Annotated in this window: 19 protein-coding genes and 1 tRNA gene; 7 read left to right on the forward strand and 13 right to left on the reverse strand. The window is 65.9% G+C overall.

Annotated elements, in window-relative coordinates; all coding sequences use genetic code 11:
* Positions 1 to 61 precede the first annotated feature (61 nt).
* The gene (locus J2X50_RS12265; RefSeq protein WP_429095196.1) at positions 62 to 901 is read right to left on the reverse strand and encodes a universal stress protein; all 840 of its coding nucleotides are present in this window, start codon (positions 899 to 901) and stop codon (positions 62 to 64) included.
* 95 nt (positions 902 to 996) lie between these two features.
* A complete protein-coding gene (locus tag J2X50_RS12270) occupies positions 997 to 1737 on the reverse strand; it encodes a competence/damage-inducible protein A (protein ID WP_429095199.1) in 741 nt (246 codons plus the stop codon).
* Between the two features lie 179 nt (positions 1738 to 1916).
* On the opposite strand from J2X50_RS12270, the gene wrbA reads away from it, so the two are divergent.
* Together wrbA and J2X50_RS12280 are read left to right on the forward strand one after the other, a co-directional pair.
* Positions 1917 to 2546: an NAD(P)H:quinone oxidoreductase type IV gene (wrbA, locus tag J2X50_RS12275; protein WP_429095201.1), complete on the forward strand. Its 630-nt coding sequence runs from the start codon at positions 1917 to 1919 to the stop codon at positions 2544 to 2546.
* 226 nt (positions 2547 to 2772) lie between these two features.
* Positions 2773 to 3747 carry an alpha/beta fold hydrolase gene (locus tag J2X50_RS12280; RefSeq protein ID WP_429095203.1) on the forward strand — a complete coding sequence of 325 codons (975 nt, stop codon included), beginning with the start codon at positions 2773 to 2775 and terminating at the stop codon, positions 3745 to 3747.
* A gap of 43 nt (positions 3748 to 3790) precedes the next feature.
* Here J2X50_RS12280 and J2X50_RS12285 read toward each other — a convergent pair whose 3' ends face one another.
* Both J2X50_RS12285 and J2X50_RS12290 read right to left on the reverse strand, forming a co-directional pair.
* Positions 3791 to 4030: a DUF2188 domain-containing protein gene (locus J2X50_RS12285; RefSeq protein WP_429095206.1), complete on the reverse strand. Its 240-nt coding sequence runs from the start codon at positions 4028 to 4030 to the stop codon at positions 3791 to 3793.
* Between the two features lie 101 nt (positions 4031 to 4131).
* Positions 4132 to 4254, reverse strand: coding sequence for a hypothetical protein (locus J2X50_RS12290; RefSeq protein ID WP_347966576.1), 123 nt, complete (start codon positions 4252 to 4254; stop codon positions 4132 to 4134).
* 256 nt (positions 4255 to 4510) lie between these two features.
* Between J2X50_RS12290 and J2X50_RS12295 the strand changes: the two genes are divergently transcribed.
* Positions 4511 to 5080, forward strand: coding sequence for an NUDIX domain-containing protein (locus J2X50_RS12295; protein ID WP_429095207.1), 570 nt, complete (start codon positions 4511 to 4513; stop codon positions 5078 to 5080).
* Between the two features lie 89 nt (positions 5081 to 5169).
* On the opposite strand, the gene J2X50_RS12300 is transcribed toward J2X50_RS12295, so the two are convergent.
* Positions 5170 to 5254: transfer RNA gene (locus J2X50_RS12300), tRNA-Leu, on the reverse strand.
* A gap of 231 nt (positions 5255 to 5485) precedes the next feature.
* Here J2X50_RS12300 and J2X50_RS12305 point away from each other — a divergent pair.
* Positions 5486 to 6253, forward strand: coding sequence for a hypothetical protein (locus J2X50_RS12305; protein WP_429095210.1), 768 nt, complete (start codon positions 5486 to 5488; stop codon positions 6251 to 6253).
* A 123-nt stretch (positions 6254 to 6376) separates the two neighbouring features.
* Here J2X50_RS12305 and J2X50_RS12310 read toward each other — a convergent pair whose 3' ends face one another.
* The 6 genes from J2X50_RS12310 to J2X50_RS12335 all read right to left on the reverse strand — a co-directional run bounded on the left by J2X50_RS12310 (position 6377) and on the right by J2X50_RS12335 (position 13483).
* Positions 6377 to 6694, reverse strand: a complete 318-nt coding sequence (locus J2X50_RS12310; RefSeq protein ID WP_429095211.1) for a hypothetical protein — start codon at positions 6692 to 6694, stop codon at positions 6377 to 6379.
* A 167-nt stretch (positions 6695 to 6861) separates the two neighbouring features.
* A complete protein-coding gene (locus J2X50_RS12315) occupies positions 6862 to 8373 on the reverse strand; it encodes a tripartite tricarboxylate transporter permease (RefSeq protein WP_429095214.1) in 1512 nt (503 codons plus the stop codon).
* Positions 8374 to 8383: 10 nt separating this feature from the next.
* Complete coding sequence (locus J2X50_RS12320; protein ID WP_429095216.1) at positions 8384 to 8845, reverse strand: tripartite tricarboxylate transporter TctB family protein; 462 nt, start codon at positions 8843 to 8845, stop codon at positions 8384 to 8386.
* 246 nt (positions 8846 to 9091) lie between these two features.
* Positions 9092 to 10069, reverse strand: coding sequence for a tripartite tricarboxylate transporter substrate-binding protein (locus J2X50_RS12325; protein WP_429095219.1), 978 nt, complete (start codon positions 10067 to 10069; stop codon positions 9092 to 9094).
* A 214-nt stretch (positions 10070 to 10283) separates the two neighbouring features.
* Positions 10284 to 11642, reverse strand: coding sequence for a sigma-54-dependent transcriptional regulator (locus tag J2X50_RS12330; protein ID WP_429095222.1), 1359 nt, complete (start codon positions 11640 to 11642; stop codon positions 10284 to 10286).
* Entirely contained in the window at positions 11639 to 13483 is a 1845-nt protein-coding gene (locus J2X50_RS12335) for a sensor histidine kinase (RefSeq protein ID WP_429095225.1), read from the reverse strand. The genes J2X50_RS12330 and J2X50_RS12335 overlap by 4 nt, the downstream gene beginning before the upstream one ends.
* Before the next feature lie 125 nt (positions 13484 to 13608).
* On the opposite strand from J2X50_RS12335, the gene ade reads away from it, so the two are divergent.
* Positions 13609 to 15420, forward strand: coding sequence for an adenine deaminase (gene ade, locus J2X50_RS12340; RefSeq protein ID WP_429095227.1), 1812 nt, complete (start codon positions 13609 to 13611; stop codon positions 15418 to 15420).
* A gap of 136 nt (positions 15421 to 15556) precedes the next feature.
* On the opposite strand, the gene J2X50_RS12345 is transcribed toward ade, so the two are convergent.
* Positions 15557 to 16639 carry an alpha/beta hydrolase gene (locus J2X50_RS12345; protein WP_429095230.1) on the reverse strand — a complete coding sequence of 361 codons (1083 nt, stop codon included), beginning with the start codon at positions 16637 to 16639 and terminating at the stop codon, positions 15557 to 15559.
* Positions 16640 to 16819: 180 nt separating this feature from the next.
* The gene (locus tag J2X50_RS12350; RefSeq protein ID WP_429095232.1) at positions 16820 to 18277 is read right to left on the reverse strand and encodes a TrkH family potassium uptake protein; all 1458 of its coding nucleotides are present in this window, start codon (positions 18275 to 18277) and stop codon (positions 16820 to 16822) included.
* 146 nt (positions 18278 to 18423) lie between these two features.
* Between J2X50_RS12350 and ilvA the strand changes: the two genes are divergently transcribed.
* Together ilvA and J2X50_RS12360 are read left to right on the forward strand one after the other, a co-directional pair.
* Positions 18424 to 19680 carry a threonine ammonia-lyase IlvA gene (gene ilvA / locus J2X50_RS12355; protein WP_429095235.1) on the forward strand — a complete coding sequence of 419 codons (1257 nt, stop codon included), beginning with the start codon at positions 18424 to 18426 and terminating at the stop codon, positions 19678 to 19680.
* The gene (locus J2X50_RS12360; protein ID WP_429095238.1) at positions 19677 to 20216 is read left to right on the forward strand and encodes a DUF1697 domain-containing protein; all 540 of its coding nucleotides are present in this window, start codon (positions 19677 to 19679) and stop codon (positions 20214 to 20216) included. The genes ilvA and J2X50_RS12360 overlap by 4 nt, the downstream gene beginning before the upstream one ends.
* The last annotated feature ends 9 nt before the right edge of the window (positions 20217 to 20225 follow it).

Here is a 20225-nt window from a genome sequence, read left to right on the forward strand (position 1 = left end):
GCGGAATTAGCCGGAAAGCCCCGCTCTTGGCAAGCGGGGCCGCGCAAAATCGGGGGAAACGTCAGCGTGAAAGCAGGACTGCCACGTCGCCGGCCTGCAAGACGCTGCGCGTGATGCCGCCGAACAGGAACTCGCGCAGCCACGAATGGCTGTAGGCGCCCATCACCAGGAGGTCGGCGCCGCTCTCGACGACCTTGTCGTGGATGACGGCGTCGACCGAGTGGCCGCGGGATTCCTGCAGGCTGACCGACACCTTGGCGCCATGGCGGGAGAAGGCCGCCGCCATCTCGGTTCCGGCGGAATCCTTGCTGCGGGCGTCGGTGTCCGAAGGGTCCACCACGAGGATTTCGGTGTGGTTGGCCTCGATGACGAAGGGGAGGGCGTCGAATGCGGCGCGCGCTGCCTCGCGACTTCCGTTCCAGGCGACGACCAGGCGGTTGAAGGTCGAGATGAGCGGTCCCGAATGCGGGACGACGAGCACCGGCCGGCCGGCCTCGTAGATCAGGGAATCGATGTCGGCGGCGATCGAGTCCTTTGTTTCGGCGGAGCCCTGCGAGACCATCACGAGATCGGCGCAGCGGGCGCTCTCGACCCCCGACAGGGCGCTGTCGCCGGAAAAACTCTCGAAGCTGCGCCATTCGTAGGACAGCCCCGCCGGCTCCATGCGGGCGAGATAGGCGCGTTCGATCTTTTCGGCCCGCTCCTTGCACAGTTCCGCGTTGGCCTGGATGAACTCCGTGTCGGGAAAGCCCACCGCCGTGGTGTAGGGCATCGCCAGCGCCTCGGCATGGACGCCGATCAGGTGGCTTTCGTGGCGCTCGGCGAAGGGGATTGCCACGTCCAGGACGCGGGCGACGTCGCGCTCGCTCTGGATGATGGCGACGATGGTCTTGAACGGCATGGCAACCTCCTTTGCTTGAACCTCAAAAGCCTGGTTCGACAAAGAAACAGTATCGTGCCCGCTGTTGTTCCGGGTTGATCGACGTCAACCCAATACTACGCCGCTTTCGCGATTTCCGACAGCATTGCCTCGATGGCGGCGCTCGCGCGCTCCATTGCTTCTTGCGAGCGCGAGCGGACGACGAGTTCGGTCCAGAACTTGCCGTCGAGATATTTCGGGTAGGAGCCGATGATGGTGTCGGGATGCGCCTTCTGGATCGCGGCCAGCGGCCCGCCGATCGTGCCTTCGCCATAGGGGCAGGGGATGGTGGTGGAGAGCAGCCTGGTGCCGGTCCTGAGCGTCGGCACGACGTTGTCGAGCATCGCCTGGAAGATCGACGGGACGCCGGCCATGACATGGACGTTGCCGATGCGGAAGCCGGGCGCGACCGAAACCGGGTTCAGGATGAGGTCGGCGCCGCGCGGCATGCGCGCCATGCGCTTGCGCGCCTCGGAAAACTCCATGCCGCGCGAGGCGTAGTTGGCCTCGAGCATGGCATAGGCGCGCGGTTCGTACTCGCACGGCACGCCGAACGCCCTGGAGACGGAATCGGCGGTGATGTCGTCATGCGTCGGTCCGATGCCGCCGGTGGTGAAGACGTAAGTGTAGCGCGCCCTGAGCGCATTGACGGCGGCGACGATCTCGTCCTCCTCGTCGGGGACTACGCGCACTTCCTTGAGGTCGATGCCTATGGCGGTCATCATGTCGGCGAGGTGGCCGATGTTCTTGTCCTTGGTGCGGCCGGACAGGATCTCGTCGCCGATGACGATCATTGCTGCGGTGACGATGTCGGTCATTTCGCGCGCTCCATTGTGGGCCCACGTCAGATACAGGCCGCAGCGCAAGGCGGCAATAGTCGCCGATCTGTGAACGATGCGTCACGGTTAGGAGCGCTTTCGCTGATCGGGCTTTGCATTACATCTTGGCCATCGCCGACCCGAGACGGCGCAACGAGATTTCCTGCTGGAGAGATGAAATGGCTAAGATTCTTGTTCTCTACTATTCGAGCTGGGGCCACATGGAACAGATGGCCAAGGCTGCCGCCGAAGGCGCGCGTGCCGCCGGCGCCGACGTGACCATCAAGCGCGTTCCCGAGCTGGTGCCCGAAGCCGTCGCCAAGGCCGCCTACTACAAGCTCGACCAGGAAGCGCCGATCGCCGATCCGCTCGAACTGGTCGACTATGACGGCATCATCATCGGCACCGCCACCCGCTACGGCACCATGGCTTCGCAGATGAAGAACTTCCTCGACCAGACCGGCCCGCTCTGGGCCAAGGGCGCGCTGCTCGACAAGGTCGGCTCGGTGATGGTGTCGACCGCGACCCAGCACGGCGGCGCCGAACTCGCGCTCATCAATGCCCAGATCCACCTGCAGCACCATGGCATGGTCATCGTGCCGCTGTCCTATGCCTACCAGGGCCAGATGGGCAACGACGTGGTACGCGGCGGCGCCCCCTACGGCATGACCACCACCTCGGACGGCGACGGCTCGCGCCAGCCCTCCGCGCAGGAGCTCGAAGGCGCCCATTTCCAGGGCAAGCGCGTGGCCGAGATCACCATGCGCCTGCACGGCAAGGGCACCAAGTCGGCGCAGGAAGCCGCGTAAGCCTTTTTGCGGACGACATGTTCGAACGGGCGGCCCATGGGCCGCCCGTTTTGCGTTTGGGCGGGCCTTGCCGGAGCGGCGCCCGGCGCTAGAATGTTTCCGCTTTTCTTCGAATCGCGGAAACACTCTATCTCTTTGTTTTGACGCAATTCCGGACGGAAAACCGCTGCGCACTTTTCCTGGAATTGCTCTAAGGTGGCGGCCGGTCTTCGGCGGAGAGCTTCTGGTGGTCGCCTCGTTTCTGTTCTGGCTCGGCACGGCCGTGGTTCTCGTCGCCGCATTCGCCGGCGGCTATTTCGTGCTCGCCACCCGCCGCATCGCCGGCGAGGCCGAGCGGGCCGTGCCCGCGTCGGGCAAGTTCCTCGACCTCGGCGATCATCGCATCCACTACTTCGAACAGGGAAAGGGCAGGCCGATCCTGTTCGTCCACGGCTTGGGCGGACAGTCGCATCATTTCCGTGGCACGCTGTTTGCCGAACTCGGCCAGGACTATCGGCTCGTCGCGCTCGACCGCCCCGGTTCGGGCTATTCGGCGCGGCCGTCCGGCTTCACCGGCCGGCTGACCGAGCAGGCGGAACTGCTGCGCGGCTTCATCGACGCGCTGGGGCTGGAGAAGCCGCTGGTCGTCGGCCATTCGCTGGGCGGCGCAGTCGCGCTGACGCTGGCGCTGCAGCATCCGCAGGCGATCTCCGGCCTGGCTCTGCTTGCGCCGCTGACCCACCTCGAAGACGAGGTGCGGCCAGAATTCCGGTCGCTTTATGTGCGCTCGCCCCTGCTCAGGTCCACCCTTGCGCAGACGCTGTGGGTGCCGACGTCGCTGAGATATGCGGCGCAGACGCTCGCCTTCGTGTTCGGGCCGCAGGCGCCGACCAAGGACTATGGCATCGCCGGCGGCGGACTGGCCGGCCTGCGCCCGAGCCACATCTACGCGACCTCCTCGGATCTCGTGGCGATCGAGCACGATCTCGGCGCCGTCGAGGCGCGTTACGAGGAGATCGCCATGCCGGTCGGTGTGCTTTTCGGCAAGGCCGACCGCGTGCTCGACTACAGGCTGAACGGGGAGCCGCTGGTCGGCCGCATCGGCAATCTCGATCTCGAACTGGTCGAGGGACTCGGCCACATGCCGCAGTTCATCGAGCCGCGCCGGGTCGCCGACTTCATCCGGCGGATCGCCGGACGGGCCTTTGCCCAAGGGCAGTGACCTGCCCGCCACGCGTGCCCAAGTCTCCTGACCGCCGGCCAGGCTAGTCGGAGACTTCCGTGTCCGGGCGGTCGTCGCCGCGGGCGACCTCGTCGTGCCAGCGGCCGTCGGCGTCTTCGTACTGGATGCCGTCGGTCGAGCCGGCCACCCGCTGCTCGGCGGCCGCGGTCTCGGCGGCGCGCAGGGCATCCTCGTGGCTGGGAAACGTCTCGGAATAGGTCTCGCCGACCTTGTACGCCCAGCCGCCGTCGTGCTGGACGATTTCGTAGAGGAGCTTGGCCATCGTCGATCCTCGATTGGCGGTCATGGCCGCTCAAACGTCGACGGGGGCGATTGGTTGCACGGACGCCGCCGAAATGCGGCGGGGCAGGGGCGACTTTCGCCTCAGAGCGGCACGATGGACAGGATCACCCAGGCGCTGCAGAGCGCGGCTGCCACGCCGTAGCAGGCGGTGCGGTGTCTCTCCCAGAAGTACGGCGCACGTTCCCAGTTGTACTGCATACGCATATCCCCTCTTACTTCTACGCGGTGAAGTTGTATTTCACCCTGTAACAATCTGCAATTTCGGAAAGACGTTTTGCCGAATCGAAAACGCCGCCAAGTGCTATTTTAGCAACAGCGCGGATTTGTTTCGGAGCCGTGTCCGCCCGTTGCCGGGCGGAAACATCAGTGGTCCGGTGGACCCGGATTTGACCTCGCGGCATTGGCCGGGCGACTATCCTGCCCCACCTCGAACGGCCACGGACGGATCGGCGAGAAGACCATGAAGAGCAGGATTGTCGAAAGCCGCATGTTGTACCAGGGTTGGGCGACGCTGGAGCGCCGCGTGCTCGCGGTCGACCGGTTCGATGGCGGCAGCGCGACCCTGATCCGCGAGGTCTTCACCAGCGGCGACGCGGCGGCGGTGCTGCCGTTCGACCTTGAGCGCGGCAACGTGCTGCTGGTCAACCAGTATTGCGCCGGGGCCGACGCCTGGGTGCTGACCGTATGCGCCGGCAAGCTCGACCTGGACGCACCCGAAGCGGCGGCCATCCGCGAGGCCGAGGAGGAACTGGGCTACCGCATCGGCAATTGCGCGCATGTGACCACGGCCTATGTCAGTCCCGGCGCCAACACCGAGCGGATCGCCCTGTTCCTGGCCACCTATGGCGCTGCCGACAAGGTTTCGGACGGCGGCGGGGTCGCGACCGAGCACGAGGACATCGAGGTCGTCGAAATGACCTTCGCCGAGGCGCTCGGCAAGGTCCGCTCGGGCGAGATCTGCGACCTCAAGACGATCGTGCTGCTGCAGCACCTCGCCGCTCTCGAGCGCGGCGAAGATGCGCGACGGTGATCTTGCGGTCGTCCGGCGAATGGCGGCGCGTCGGGCGAACGGTAGCGTTTCAAGCCGCGAACGGGGGGCGCCCTGCAAACCGCAGGAAGTGGTGCGGACGGCGGGGATCGAACCCGCATAGCCGAGGCTGAGGGATTTTAAGTCCCTTGCGTCTACCAGTTCCGCCACGTCCGCCTGCTATCCGTCTCGTCTAGTTGAACGGTTTCGTCAATCGGCTCGCCGCGAACTATGTTGTTTTCGTGCTTCGCGGCACAGGCTGGGGCGGCCAAGACCGTAGGGGGCGATGGTTGCCCAGCCGCCACCGTGCGGCGGGCGGGAGTTGTAGATCGGCGTTGCTCGTGGCCCCATTCACTTTGACTTGTTGCCATCTGATGTTCAGATAGCCCTCTTGGATAGGAGGGGTGCGTGTACTCGAACACTCAGGTGGCTGAGCTATGGGAGGCGAGGGCGAAGACACTCAACGCAATCTTGGAATTCATAGACAGAGCAGTAGATCACCCCTATAGAACTGACCGTGGAAGAGAATTTGGGCGCCACGGTCTTTGCAGGCGTCTCCAAGTCCTTCATCGATCACTCGGTCGTGTATTCGAGCTCATCCCACCAAAGTCGCGGCAATTACCCGGAAAACAGCGACGAGAGGATGCGGAGATTTACTTTTCATCGTTTTTGATAGCAACATACGGCGCCATTGATAATCTTGCGTGGATTTGGACTATCGAAACGGGGCTGACCAAAAGTAATGGGCAACCGCTGGCTAGGAGCCAGATCGGGCTTCGACCAGAAAACGAAGTCGTTGTCGGTTCCCTGCCTACCGCCATCCAAGCGAAACTCCGGGACTTCTCAAAGTGGTTTGAACAGAATAGCGACTACCGGCACGCCTTGGCGCATAGGATACCGCCTTACGTGCCGCCTTATGCCGTTTCTCCTCGCAATGTTGCCGAGGATGCCGCCCTGGACGCCGATATCTTGGCTGCAGCTGTAGATGGTAACTCTGCCCTAGTTCAGAAGCTTCGAAGACGGCAACGTCGGGTAAGGGCCTTTGTACCCGTTATTCAGCATTCTTGGGGCGACAAGGCCACCCCGATAAAGTTTCACGCGACGCTTGTTGCGGACTCACGAACTGTCATCGATTTGGCATCCGACATTTTTGACGCGTTACGAAGCCGCAACTGAGGTTCTTGCAGCGCTTCGATGAGGCACACGTCGACAACATCGATCTGGCAGGCTCGGATCGAGAACAGGAGAGTGAAGCAGGAGGGCGGTCTGTAATTCACGCCGATTGCTATCGCCCTTCGCCTAGTTGCAGCTGCGCCTGCGGGCGGCGCCTATCGCGGCCTGCTCGGCCTGGAGCCGTTCGATTTTCGCCGTCTGTCTGTCCTGGATGAGCTCGATGGCCTTGGTCCCTCCCGGAGCCCAGAACGGCACGTTCCAGGCGGTGACACGTCCTCGACTTTTCGCGGTGGCCGAAATGCTCTTCGAAGTGTCGCCGATCTCGTTGTTGAGTTCCGAACAGGACAGCGCGCCGTATTTCGAGGCATCTGCGGGGCCGTTGCCTGGCTGCGTGGCACAACCCGAGACCAGGGCAAGGGCGAGAGCGAGTGCTTTCGTCTGCATCCGGGCAACCTAGCAAGACCGTGCCGGGATTGGAACCGGCGCGACCTTGCCTGGCCAGTCGGCCGCTTATTCCACTGAAGCAGAGCCGGGCGCGCTGCGGCAACTGTCCAAAAGCCAACGGGCGGAAGATCCGCCCGTTGGTAGCGCTGCGAAATGTGCAATCGCCGTCAGGCGTCTTCCTCGACGAAGACCTCGTCGCGCTTCTTGCGCACTGCCGGCAAAAGCACCACGACCAGAACGGCGGCGGCGATGGCGAGCAGCAGCGCGCTGATCGGCCGGGTGACGAAGGTCGTCGGGTCGCCGCGCGACAGGATCATGGCGCGGCGCAGGTTTTCCTCGAGCAGCGGCCCGAGCACGAAGCCGAGCAGCAGCGGTGCCGGCTCGCAGCGCAGCTTGACCAGCGCGTAGCCGATGAGGCCGAAGAAGGCGACGGCATAGAGGTCGAAGACGTTGGAATTGACGCTGTAGACGCCGATGGCACAGAACGCCATGATGATCGGGAACAGCACGTAGTAGGGCACCGTCAGAAGCTTCACCCACAGCCCTATGAGCGGCAGGTTGAGCACGATCAGCATCAGGTTGCCGATCCACATCGAGGCGATGATGCCCCAGAACAGCGCCGGCTGCTCGGTGGCGACGTTGGGGCCGGGCACGATGCCCTGGATGATCATCGCGCCGATCATCAGCGCCATGACCGGGTTGGCCGGAATGCCCAGCGTCAGCATCGGGATGAACGAGGTCTGCGCACCGGCATTGTTGGCCGATTCCGGCCCGGCGACGCCGGCGACGGCACCCCTGCCGAATTCCTCGGGGTTCTTGGAAACGCGCTTTTCCACCGTGTAGGAGGCGAACGCGGCGAGGATCGCGCCGCCGCCGGGCAGGATGCCGAGCGCCGAGCCGATTGCCGTGCCTCGCAGGATCGGGGCCGCCATGGCGCGGAAGTCCTCGCGTGTCGGCATCAGGCCCGAAACCTTGGCCATCAGCACTTCGCGGGTCTTTTCGCTCTCGAGGTTGCGCAGGATTTCGGCGATGCCGAAGACGCCGACCGCGACGGCGACGAAGTTCAGCCCGTCGGCATATTCGCGGATGCCGAGGGTGAAGCGCGGCGTGCCGGTGTAGATGTCGGTGCCGACGAGGCCGAGCAGCAGGCCGAGCACGACCATGGCCAGCGCCTTGACGATGGAGCCGTGGGCGAGCGCGATGGAGGAGACCAGGCCCACCACCATCAGCGAGAAATATTCGGCCGCGCCGAACTGCAGCGCGATGGCGGTGAGCGGCGGCGCGAAGATGGCGACAAGGAAGGTGGACACCGTGCCGGCGAAGAAGGAGCCGATCGCCGCTATGGCGAGGGCCGCTCCGGCGCGGCCGCGGCGGGCCATCTGGTAGCCGTCGATGGCGGTGACGGCAGACGAGGATTCGCCGGGCATGTTGATGAGGATGGCCGTGGTCGAGCCGCCATATTGCGCGCCGTAATAGATGCCGGCGAGCATGATCAGCGACGACACCGGATCGCCGATCTGGAAGGTGATCGGCAACAGCATGGCGATGGTGGCGGTGGCGCCGATGCCGGGCAGCACGCCGATGAGCGTACCGAGCAGCACGCCGATCAGGCAGAAGCCGAGGTTGGCGAGCGTGGAAGCGGTCGAGAAGCCGAGCGCGAGATTGCTGAAGAGTTCCATCGCATCCTCCTCAGAATGGCAGCCAGGGGCCGAAGCGCTGGAACGGCAGGCCGAGCGCGTAGCTGAACACCGCCACCGAGAACAAGGTGACTGCAGAAGCGAGCACTACTGCGGCAAGCGGCTTCATGCGCGACGAGGCGAAGGCGGCGATCAGGCAGGTGACGAACAGCGCCGGCACGAAGCCGAGGCCGCGCACGGTAAGCCCGAAGAAGATCGGCGCCGGCAGGATGAAGGCCATGCCGCGCCAGGCGATGGGGCCGATCGGCTCGCCTTCGACGCGGGTCGCCTGGACGAGGATGACGAGGCCGAGCGCGATGAGCACCAGCGACAGCGCCAGCGGGAAGTAGCCCGGGCCCATGCGCAGCGAGGTGCCGAGTTCGAGGCCGAGCGCCTGGTAGGCGAAGAAGGCGCCGGCGGCGGTGAGCAGCGCGCCACAGGCACCGTTGGTGGGGTCGATGGAAAGCTTGTTCATGGGCTGATCGCCTCATTTGGATGGCTGGACCAGTAGAGCGGAATGCCGCCCCTCATCCGCCTGCCAGGTCCCTTCTCCCCGCAGGCGGGGAGAAGGGACCTGGCATCAGGCGCCGCGCGCAAGTCGGCGATGCCCTGGCGAAGCGGAGTGCGGCGGTCTGCCTTCTCCCGTTCACGGGGAGAAGGTGCCGGCAGGCGGATGAGGGGCGCTTGGCAGCACTGACCCATCCCCTAGCCGGCGAACGGCTCAGTCGGCGTACTGGCCGGCGGCCTCGATGATCGGCTTCCAGCGGGCGATCTCGCTTTCGAGCTTGGCCTTCAGCGCAGCCGGGGTGGCATCGGCTTCGGGCGACGGCGTAGTGCCGAGCTCGGCGAAGCGGGCGATCACGTTCGGGTCCTTCAGCGCCGCCTGCAGCGACTTGGACAGGCGCTCGGTCACTTCGGCCGGCGTTCCCTTGGGGGCGTAGAGGCCGTGCCAGATGCCGACTTCAAGGCCTTCGACGCCGCCTTCCTTGGTGGTCGGAACGTCTTTCAGGACGTCGAGACGCGCCGGCGAGGTAACGGCGTAGGCCTTGATGGTGCCGCCCTGGATCTGCTTGGTGGTGTTGGTGGTCTGGTCGCACATGATGTCGACCTGGCCGCCGAGCAGGTCGGTCATGGCCGGGCCGGTGCCCTTGTAGGGGACGGTGACCAGCGGCGTGCCGATGGCGCTCATGAACAGCATGCCGCAGAGATGCGAGGCAGCACCGATGCCGGCATTGGCGACCGTGACGGTGTCCTTGTTGGCCTTGGCATACTCGACCAGGCTCTTGAGGTCGGCCGGCTCGAGGTCCTTGCGGGCGACGATGGTCATCGGCACCTCGGTGACGAGGCCGACATATTCGAAGGCGTTCAGCGTGTCGTAGGCGAGCTTGCGGTAGAGCGTGGCGCTGGTGGCCATGCCGATGTGGTGGAGCAGCAGCGTGTAGCCATCTGCATCGGCACTGGCGACCCGGCCCGCGCCCAGCGTGCCGCCGGCACCGCCGACATTCTCGACGATGACCTGCTGGCCGAGGTCCTTGGACATCGATTCGGCGACGAGGCGGGTGACCGTGTCGGTCGGGCCGCCGGCCGAGAACGGCACCACCACGGTGATGGTGCGCTCGGGATAGGTCTGCGCGTCGGCTGCGAGCGGGAAAATGGCGACGGCGGCGGCGGTCGCCAGCGAGGCGAAAAGTTTCTTCACGGAATCCTCCCAGGGTCTTGTTCGTGACCTCCACCCGCGCCGCAGATCCTCCCGGCACCGGCAGTGGATGAGCGATTAGGGCGAGGACAGGCCGCTTTGCGCAACGCGCCGGACGGTTTGCCGGCAGCTAAAATGAAGCCCCGGTGTCCATGATGGGTGGAAACGGTAACATCGGCTTCCGGGTGTGTGTGGAATTCCACACATCGCCTCGGCGCTAGCCGTCGGAGCCCTCGATGCCGCCGATGCGGTTCTTGTCGAGGCCGTAGCGCTGCATCTTCTCGTAGAGCGTCTTGCGCGAGATTCCGAGCGTCTCGTAGACCGGCTTGAGGCTGCCGCCGTGAGCGAGGAGGGCGGCCGAGATGGCCTTCTTCTCGAACTCGGCGACGCGGTCGGCCAGCTTTTCGGCAGCGCCGTTGGCTTCGGCTTCGGCGGGCTGCTGCAGTCCCAGGCCGAGGACGAAGCGGTCGGCCGCGTTGCGCAGCTCGCGCACATTGCCCGGCCAGTCGCGGCGGGCGACGTCGGCCACGACCTGAGCCGGCACCTCGACGTCGTCGCGCCGGTAGCGCGCCGCCGCCTCCCGCACCAGCTGCAGGAACAGCAGCGGCACGTCCTCGCGGCGGGTCGCCAGGTCGGGCATGCGCAGCGTGACCACGTTCAGGCGGTAGAGCAGGTCGGCCCGGAAGCGGCCCGCGCCGGCTTCGGCGTCGAGGTCGGCCTTGCTGGTGGCGATGAAGCGCACGTCGAGCGGGATGGCCTCGTTGGAGCCGAGGCGGGTGATGACCCGTTCCTGGATGACCCGCAGCAGCTTGGCCTGCAGGTCGGCCGGCATGGAGCCGATCTCGTCGAGCAGGACGGTGCCGCCGCGCGCATGCTCGAACTTGCCGTAGCGCGGGCGCAGCGCACCGGGAAAGGCGCCGGCCTCGTGGCCGAACAGCTCGCTTTCGATGAGGGTGGCGGGCAGGGCGGCGCAGTTGATGGCGACGAAGGGCCTGGTGGCACGGCCGCTGATGTCGTGCAGGGCGCGCGCCGCCACTTCCTTGCCGGTGCCGGTGTCGCCGATGACCAGCACGTCGGCATCGGTGGCGGCGACGGCGCGCAGCTTATAGCGCAGGTCGACCATGACCTGGCTGCGGCCGGGCAGCCGGGCCTCGATGTCGTCGCGCTTGCCGGCGACGGCGCGCAGCTCGCGGTTCTCGAGCACCAGCTTGCGGCGATCGATGGCACGCGCCGCCATCTCGACCAGGTGCTGGGTGGCGAAGGGCTTCTCGACGAAATCATAGGCGCCTTCGCGCATGGCGCGGACGGCGAGCTGCACGTCGCCGTGGCCGGTGAACAGGATGACGGGGATGTCGGCATCGATCTCGCGGATGCGGCCCAGAAGCGACATTCCGTCCATGCCCGGCATTCGGATGTCGGAGATGACCACGCCGTTGAAGCCTTGGGTGATGAAGTCGAGCGCGCGTTCGGCCGACGCGCTGTCCTGGACGGTGAAGCCGGCAAGGTCGAGCGACTGCGCGGTCGATCGGCGCAGCTCGTCCTCGTCCTCGACGAGCAGCACGACGGGCGGCTTCATTCCGCCGCCTCACGGGCGGCCGGCCGTGCCGCGTCGAGCTCGATGGTGAACAAGGCTCCGCCTTCCGGGTGATTCACTACGCCAAGACTCCCCCTGAAGTCCTTGACGATGTTGTAGGAAATCGAAAGGCCCAATCCAAGGCCCTTGCCGACGCCCTTGGTCGAGAAGAACGGATCGAAGATGCGGTCGGCGACGGCTGCCGGCACGCCCGGTCCATGGTCGCGGATGGCAATGGTGACCTTGCCGCCATTGCGGCGTGCCGTGAGCTCGATGCGGCGGTCGAGGCGGCCTTCCACGGCGTCAGCCGCATTGGTGATGATGTTGACCAGCACCTGCTGCAGGCGCACCGACCCGGCCCTGACCGCCAGCGGCACCGGTCCGAGATCGACCGAGAGCGTGGCGTCGGCGGCCTTGAGCCGCCAGGCGACGATCTCCTGGGTGTCGAGCATCACCTCGTCGAGGCTGACGGGGCCGAGCTTCTGATTGGGCTTGCGGGCGAAGTTCCTGAGATGCCGGCTGATGGAGGCCATGCGGTCGGCGAGGCTGGAGATGCGCGAGACGTTGTCGCGCGCTTCGTCCATGCGGGCGCGGTCGATCAGCACGGCGGCATTGTCGGCATAGGTCTTCACCGCCGCGAGCGGCTGGTTGAATTCGTGCGAGAGCGCCGCGGACATCTGGCCGAGCGCGGCGAGCTTGCCGGCCTGGATGAGGTCGGCCTGGGTCTGGCGCAGCTGCTGTTCGGTGGCGCGGCGCTCGGCGACCTCGGTCTCGAGGCGGCTGTTGACCAGGGCAAGGTCGGAGGTGCGCTCCTCGACGCGCCGTTCCAACTCGACCTGGGCGCTCTGCTGCAGCTGCAGGCGCTCGGCGAGGCGGGCGCGGCGCTGCAGGATCACGGCGCCGCCGAGCGTGGCGAGGCTGAGCGCGAGCAGGGCCGAGATGACGGCGGTGAGCGCCTGGGCCTTGGCCGAGGCGGTGTCGGCAAGCACCCGCACCGTCCAGCCTTCCTGCGGCATCGCCTCGGCGAGTTCGATGAATTCGCGCGACCTGCCGCCCTCGTCGATCGTCATCAGCGGATGGCCGGTTTCGGACACCGTTTGAGTGACGGGCAATTCGCGCAGCATCTCGTCGGCGTAGCGGCGCGAGGCCTCGGTGCGCGCCAGCCGTTCGGGCGTCAGCGGCAGGACGCCCGCATAGAGCCATTCCGGCCGCCCGGTCATGAAGATGATGCCCTCGGGGTCGGTGACGATGATCTGGTGCTCGCCGCCCTTCCAGGACGCCTCGATGCCGTCGATGTCGACCTTGAAGACGACCACGCCGCGGATCTCCATGCCGATCCGGATGGGGGAGGAGAAGTAGTAGCCGCGCTTCAGCGACGTGGTGCCGAGCGCGAAGAAGCGCCCGAGATCGCCGCGGATCGCATCCTGGTAGTAGGGACGGTAGGAGAAGTTCTCGCCGACGAAGCTGATCGGCTGGTCGTAGTTGCTGGCGGCGATGGTGTCGCCGCCGGGGGTCAGAACGTAGATGTCCGAAGACTTGAGCAGCGCATTGATTTCCTTAAGGTAATCGTTGGCGCGGGCGCGCAGCCCGGCATTGTCCGGATCGCTGACGAGATCCTTGATGTCGTCATTGTCGGCGATGAGCTCGGGCAGGGGCTCGAAACGGTTCATGTTGCCGGCGAGCGCCGCGACCGCTAGGCGCAGCGTCGTCTCGCCGCGGGCGGCGGTCTCGTCCATGTACATGCGCCTGGCGAGCCCGCCGCCGACAACCACGATCGCAAGCGCCAGGACGGCCAGGGCAAGGCCGGGCAGGATCCAGCGGCGACCTCTCAGGAATTTCGGCATTGGCGTGGCGCTAACCCATTGTCGGGTCCGAAGTATAGCGGGGCCGGCAACGCAGACAACCAAGCCCCTGTTTTCCCGCGCGGCTTTCGCTACAGTCGGGGCGAAAGTCCAGAGGAATCCCCGAAATGCCGAAGACCGCACGATTTGCCAAACCCCGCCCGTGGACGGAATCCGCGCCGCAACTGGTCGATGTTGCCATGGGACGCCGCCCGGCCGACCTCGTCATCCGCAACGGCCGCTGGGTGAACGTGCATTCGGGCGAGATCATCGCCGGTACCGATCTTGCAATCACCGCCGGCCGCTTCGCCTATTGCGGCCCCGACGCCAGCCACGCCATCGGCGGGGGCACCAAGGTGGTCGATGCCGGCGGGCGCTACCTCGTGCCGGGCCTGTGCGACGCCCACATGCATGTCGAGAGCGGCATGGTGACGGTGACCGAATTCTCGCGCGCGGTCATCCCGCACGGCACGACCTCGATGTTCATCGATCCGCACGAGATCGCCAATGTGCTGGGCCTGGAGGGCGTGCGGCTGATGCATGACGAGGCGCTGGCGATGCCGATCAACGTGCATGTGCAGATGCCGTCCTGCGTGCCTTCGGCGCCGGGGCTGGAGAATGCGGGTGCCGTGCTCACCGTCGACGACGTCGCCGAGGCGATGGGCTGGGAGAACATCATCGGCCTCGGCGAGGTGATGAACTTCCCGGGCGTCGCCGCCAACAATCCGGTGATGTCGGGCGAGATCGCCGCCACCGTGAAGGCCGGCAAGACGGTGGGCGGCCACTATGCCTCGCCCAATCTCGGCCTGCCGTTCCATGGCTACGTCGCCGGCGGCCCGGAGGACGACCACGAGGGAACGCGCGCCGAGGACGCCATCGCCCGCGTCCGCCAGGGAATGAAGGCAATGCTCAGGCTGGGCTCCGCCTGGTACGACGTGGCCAGCCAGATCAAGGCCGTGACCGAGCAGGGCATCGATCCGCGCAACTTCATCCTCTGCACCGACGACAGCCACTCCGGCACGCTGGTGCATGACGGCCACATGGACCGGGTGGTGCGCCACGCCATCCAGCAGGGCCTGAAGCCGGTGACTGCGATCCAGATGGCGACGATCAACACCGCCCAGCATTTCAGGCTGGAGCGCGAGATCGGCTCGATCGCGCCCGGCAGGCTGGCCGACTTCCTGATCGTCTCGGACCTCGCCGAGATCAGGATCGACGAGGTGTTCGCCCGTGGCGTGCGCGTGGCCAGGGCCGGCAAGCTGGAGATCGACATTCCCGCCTATGCCTACCCCGCCGCCGCGAAGAACACGGTCAAGCTCGGCAAGAAGCTTGCCGCCGGCGACTTCGACATCAAGGCGCCGGAGGGCGCGAACGAGGTCCGCGTGCGCGTCATCGGCGTGATCGAGAACCAGGCGCCGACACGGGCGCTGGAGGCGGATCTTTCGGTCGAGAACGGGCTCGTCGGCATGGACCGCCGCAACGACGTCTGCCAGATCGCGCTGGTCGAGCGCCACAGGGCGACCGGCCAGGTGACCAACGCCTTCGTCTCGGGCTTCGGCTACATGAAGGACTGCGCCATGGCCTCGACGGTGGCGCATGACAGCCATCACATGATCGTCGTCGGCACCAACAAGGCCGACATGGCGTTGGCCGCCAACCGGCTGGGCGAGGTGGGCGGTGGCGTGGTGCTGTTCTCGGAGGGCAAGGAACTGGCGCTGGTCGAGATGCCGATCGCCGGGCTGATGTCGGACGAGCGCGCCGAGATCGTCGCGGCCAAGGCCGACAGGCTGGTGCAGGCCATGCGCGACATGGGCTGCAGCCTCAACAACGCCTACATGCAGCACTCGCTGCTGGCGCTGGTGGTCATTCCGGAACTCAGGATTTCCGATGTCGGGCTGGTCGACGTGACGAAATTCGAGAAGGTCGATCTGTTCGTGTGAATGCCGAATTTCCCTCCCCGCAAGGGGGAGGGACCAAGGGCGGGAGTAATAGCCCGCCCGCTGTCTGGGGACCAGCAGGCGGCAGCGCTTGAACCTCCCCCCCCCCACGACAGGGAGGGAGTCGCCCGCGTTGAGGCTACATCAACCCGCCTTCGAGCAGGCGGAGCCGGTCGGTGACCTCGCGGTCGCTGGCGAAGCCGTCGTCGGTGCGCAGGCGCTGCCCGAGGAGCTTCACCATCTCGGGGTTGTCGGCGAACTTGGTGTGGTTGAAGGCGTCGCCGCTCTTGGTGTTCGACAGGTCGACGACAATGACGCCGTATTCGGCGAGGTCGGCCGCGTTCTTGTAGTCGCCGAGGCGCGGCTTGGAGCCGGCGATGAGGCCCGACAGCTTGAGCGCCCGGTCGTCGTCCGACAGCATCAGGAAGAACGGCTTGGTCGGCTTGCCGTAGCGGCGCATCTGGCTCTTGAACACGTCGACGTCGATGTCGGGCGAGGCCAGCACCACGTCGCCGAGCTTGCCGCCGAGGTCGCGGTCGCCGGTGAGCGCCAGCTGGCGCAGCGCCTCCATGGTGACCCAGGTGCCCATGGAATGCGCCACGATATCGATGCGGCGCGCACCCGACTGGGCCAGCATGCGCAGCGTCGCCTCGAGCTGGTCGCGGGCGGCCGAGGCGCTCTCCTTGTCGTAGACATAGTCGGTCGTGCTGCCGCCCGAAGCCCAGGAGAACAGCACCGGCGTGCCGGTGTAGCCCGAATCCTGCGCGATCTGGGTGGCGCGGTAGACGCCGGCGTCGAAGGAGGTGTTGTAGCCGTGCACGAAGACCATGGCGCGGCCGCCGCGCGCGGCGATGTCGGAGCTGAGCGCCTTGGCGAATTCCGGCTGCGTCTCGAAGGTGACCGCGTCGGTGGCGGTGAAGTACTTGCTCGGATCGGCCTCCTTGCCGCTCTTGCGCAGCTCGATCTGGCCGACCTTGTGGATTTTCGGCACGGTGACGTTGACGCGCGCGAAGTTGAGCATCGCCGAGCGGCCGCGGTCGAAGACCTGCTTGTCGTCGGCGGCGCGCTCGCGCGTCGAGGCGATGAAGATGGCATGGTTGCCGGCGATCTCGGTGACCGGGACGTTGACGACCGATCCCGTCAACAGCTCGCCCGACGGCTGGCTGATGCAACCGGACAGGAAGAGGGCGGCGGCGACTATGATGAACTTGGACGGCAACACTTCTTGATCTCGCTGACGGGGCAGTACATGCAAGGTAGCTTCCTCCGGAGCGGCTGATAGTGGCGGAAGTAAGTCGGGTCCAGCCGAAAAGGACAACCGCCGGGGCAATTGCGCGGCAGGTGTTGCCCGAATGCCAAAACTGCGGTGGAAACAGGGACTTCTCAGGTCCTGTTCACGAAATTAGCGACCCCAGAAAGTTGGCGTGAAGACAACCAGTACGGCAAGGATTTCGAGACGCCCGAGCAGCATGGCCGCCGACGAGATCCACTTCGCGGCATCCGGCAGGGACGAGAAGTTGCCGACCGGCCCGATGATCGGCCCGAGGCCCGGTCCCACATTGGTCAGCGCCGTGAGCACGCCGGTCATGGAGGTGACGAGGTCGAGACCGGTCGCGGCCATCAGGATCGTGCCGATGGCCCAGAGCACGAAGAAGGAAGCGATGAACAGCACGACTGCGCGCTGCATGTCGGCATCGACGATGCGGTCGCCATAGCGCACCGGCGTCACCGAGTTGGGGTAGATGAGCCGGCGCAGGCCGTTGGCGAGCAGCTCGAACAGGATGAGGAAGCGATAGGCCTTGATGCCGCCGGTTGTCGATCCCGAGCAGCCGCCCATGAAGGTGGCGACGAAGATGCAGGCTACCGCGAATGGTCCCCAGAGAGTGTAGTCGTCGCTGGCAAAGCCCGTGGTCGAGATCACCGACATGAAGTTGAAGGCGGTGTGGGTCAGCGCGGTCAGGAACGGCATGCCGGTCCTAAGGCTGAGATAGACGGCGACCGAGACGGCGAAGACGATGCAATAGCCGGCGAAGACCCTGATCTGCGGGTCGCGCAGCGCGTCGAGCCGGCCGCGCACGGCAAACAGGATCATGATGGAGAAGGGCAGGCTGCCCACGAACATGAAGACGGTGCCGACCCACAGGATCGCCGGCTCGTCGGCGTAGCGGATGAAGGAGGTGTCGCTGGTGGCCATGCCGCCGGTGGCAAGCGTCGACATGGCGTGGTTGACGGCGTCGAAGGCCTCCATGCCGGCCGCCGCATAGGCGAAGGCGCAAACGGTGACGAGCGCGGTGTAGATGCCGATGAGGCTGACGGCGAAGGTCTGGAAGCGTTCGAACGGGCGCTCCTCGATGTCGGAGGATTCGATCTTGAAGTAGGACACGCCGCCGATGTTGAGAAACGGCAGCAGGAACAGGCCGAGCGCGATGACGCCGAGGCCGCCCATGAAGTTGAGCAGCGACCGCCAGATGAGGACGCCGGGCGGGGCATCGTCGAGGCCGCTGATGACGGTGGAGCCGGTGGTGGTGATGCCGGAAACCGATTCGAAGAAGGCGTCGGTGACGCTGAGCTGCAGCGACGACGTCATGAACGGCACCGCGCCCGCGATCGCCAGCGTCAGCCACAGGAAATTGACCAAAAGGAAGCCGAAGCGCGTGTTGGCCGGCGGCTTATGGCCTTGGGTGGCGAGGGCGATCGCCAGCGCCAGGGCCCCCATGAACATGGCCGTGAAGGCGAAGGAGCGCCAGTCGTCGTTGCCGTAGAACAGGTCGACGGCAGCCGGTATGAGCATTGCGACCGAGAGATAGATGGCAAAGACCGCGGCCACATGGATCGCGGCGCGGACGGCAATTCTGTTCACCGTGACGTGTCCCCAGTTTTGATCGCGGCGAGCCGGCTGGACCTTGCGGCGGGTGCCGGACAGTGGCTTCCCGCCGTCGAATATGCAATAGCGCATCCATGCGGGCCACAGCATTTGCCGGGCCGAAATCCAGGAGTGCCGTCGCCATGACCAGCTTTGCCGAACGGGTTGCTCTGGCGGCCAAGGCAACAAGGCAGCTTTTCCCCGAAACGCCGCTGCAGCTGAACGACTATCTGTCGCGCAAGACCGGCGCGCGCGTGCTGCTCAAGCGCGAAGACCTGACCCCGGTGCGCTCGTACAAGATCAGGGGCGCGTTCAACTTCTTCCGCAAGGCGCTGGCGGCCGGCAACCATGCCGAACTGTTCGTCTGCGCCTCGGCGGGCAACCATGCCCAGGGCTTCGCCTTCGTCTGCCGGCACTTCGGCAAGAAGGGCGTGGTGTTCATGCCGGTGACGACGCCGCAGCAGAAGATCGACAAGACCAAGCTGTTCGGCGGCGAGTTCGTCGAGATCAGGCTGGTGGGCGACTTCTTCGACGATTGCTACCGCGCCGCGCTCGAATTCGCCGACCATTCCGGCGGCCACATGGTGCCGCCCTTCGACCACAAGGACATCATCGAGGGCCAGGCGACGGTGGCGCTCGAGATCGCGGCGCAGATGCCCGGCGGCAAGTCGCCCGACATGGTGCTGCTGCCCGTCGGCGGCGGCGGCCTGGCGGCGGGGGTGACGCGCTATCTCGCCGAGACGGGCGATGCCCCGCGCTTCGTCTTCTGCGAGCCGGCCGGCGCGCCGAGCCTGAGGGACAGCCTTGCCACCGGCAAGCGGGTCAAGCTAGCCAAGGTCGACAATTTCGTCGACGGCGCCGCCGTTGCCGAGATCGGGCGCGAGCCGCTGCGCCACCTCAAGGACTTTCCCGCCGACGCTGTCAGGCTGGTGCCGGAGAACCGGCTCTGCGCCACGATGGTGGAGATGCTCAATGTCGAGGGCGTCGTGCTGGAACCCGCCGGCGCGCTTGCCATCGACGCGCTCAAGGATTTTTCGAAGAAGGAGTTGAAGGGCAAGACGGTGGTGGCTGTGGTGTCCGGCGGCAATTTCGACTTCGAGCGGCTGCCCGACGTCAAGGAGCGGGCGCTGCGCTTCGAGGGGCTGAAGAAATACTTTGTCATCCGCTTTCCCCAGCGGCCGGGCGCGCTGCGCGACTTCCTCGAACTTCTCGGGCCGGACGACGACATCACCCGCTTCGAATATCTCAAGAAGTCGGCCCGCAACTTCGGCTCGGTGCTGATCGGCATCGAGACCAAGGACCGCCGCAACTTCGACCTGCTCAAGGCGCGCTTCGACGTCGAGGGCGTGCAATATCACGACATCACCGACAACGAGACGCTCGGCGGCTTCATCATATGACCGTGTATGTGGCGCTGTTTTCCGGTATCAATGTCGGCGGCAACCGCATCGTGAAGATGGCGGAGCTCCGGGCCTTCTTCGAGGACCAGGGCTTTGGCGACGTCGCGACCTACATCCAGAGCGGCAACGTTGTCTTCACGGCGGGCGAGGGTGATGCGGCAGCGCTTTGCAAGAGGATAGAGGCCGCCTTCGAGGCGCGCTGGGGTTTCCGCTCGCGCATCATGGTGCGCGATGCCGCCTGGTTCGAAAATGCCGTCGCGAAAAATCCCTATCCGGAGGTGGCGGGCGACCCTACCAGGCTGCACGCCTATGTGCTGGAGCGCGAACCGACGGCGGCGGAGATCGGGCCGGTGGCCGAGCGCTGCACCGGGCCGGATCGGTTCGAGGTGATCGGCGACGTGCTCTACCTGCACGCACCGGACGGCCTCGGCAAGTCGAAGTTCGCCGAGGTTCTACCACGCGTGCTCAAGGTGCCGGCGACGGCGCGCAACTGGCGCACCGTGCTTGCGCTCGTTGAAATGGCGAAGGGCGCCTGAGGCGCCCTT

It is taken from the genome of Aminobacter sp. BE322 (genome assembly GCF_050433525.1).
GTDB lineage: Bacteria > Pseudomonadota > Alphaproteobacteria > Rhizobiales > Rhizobiaceae > Aminobacter.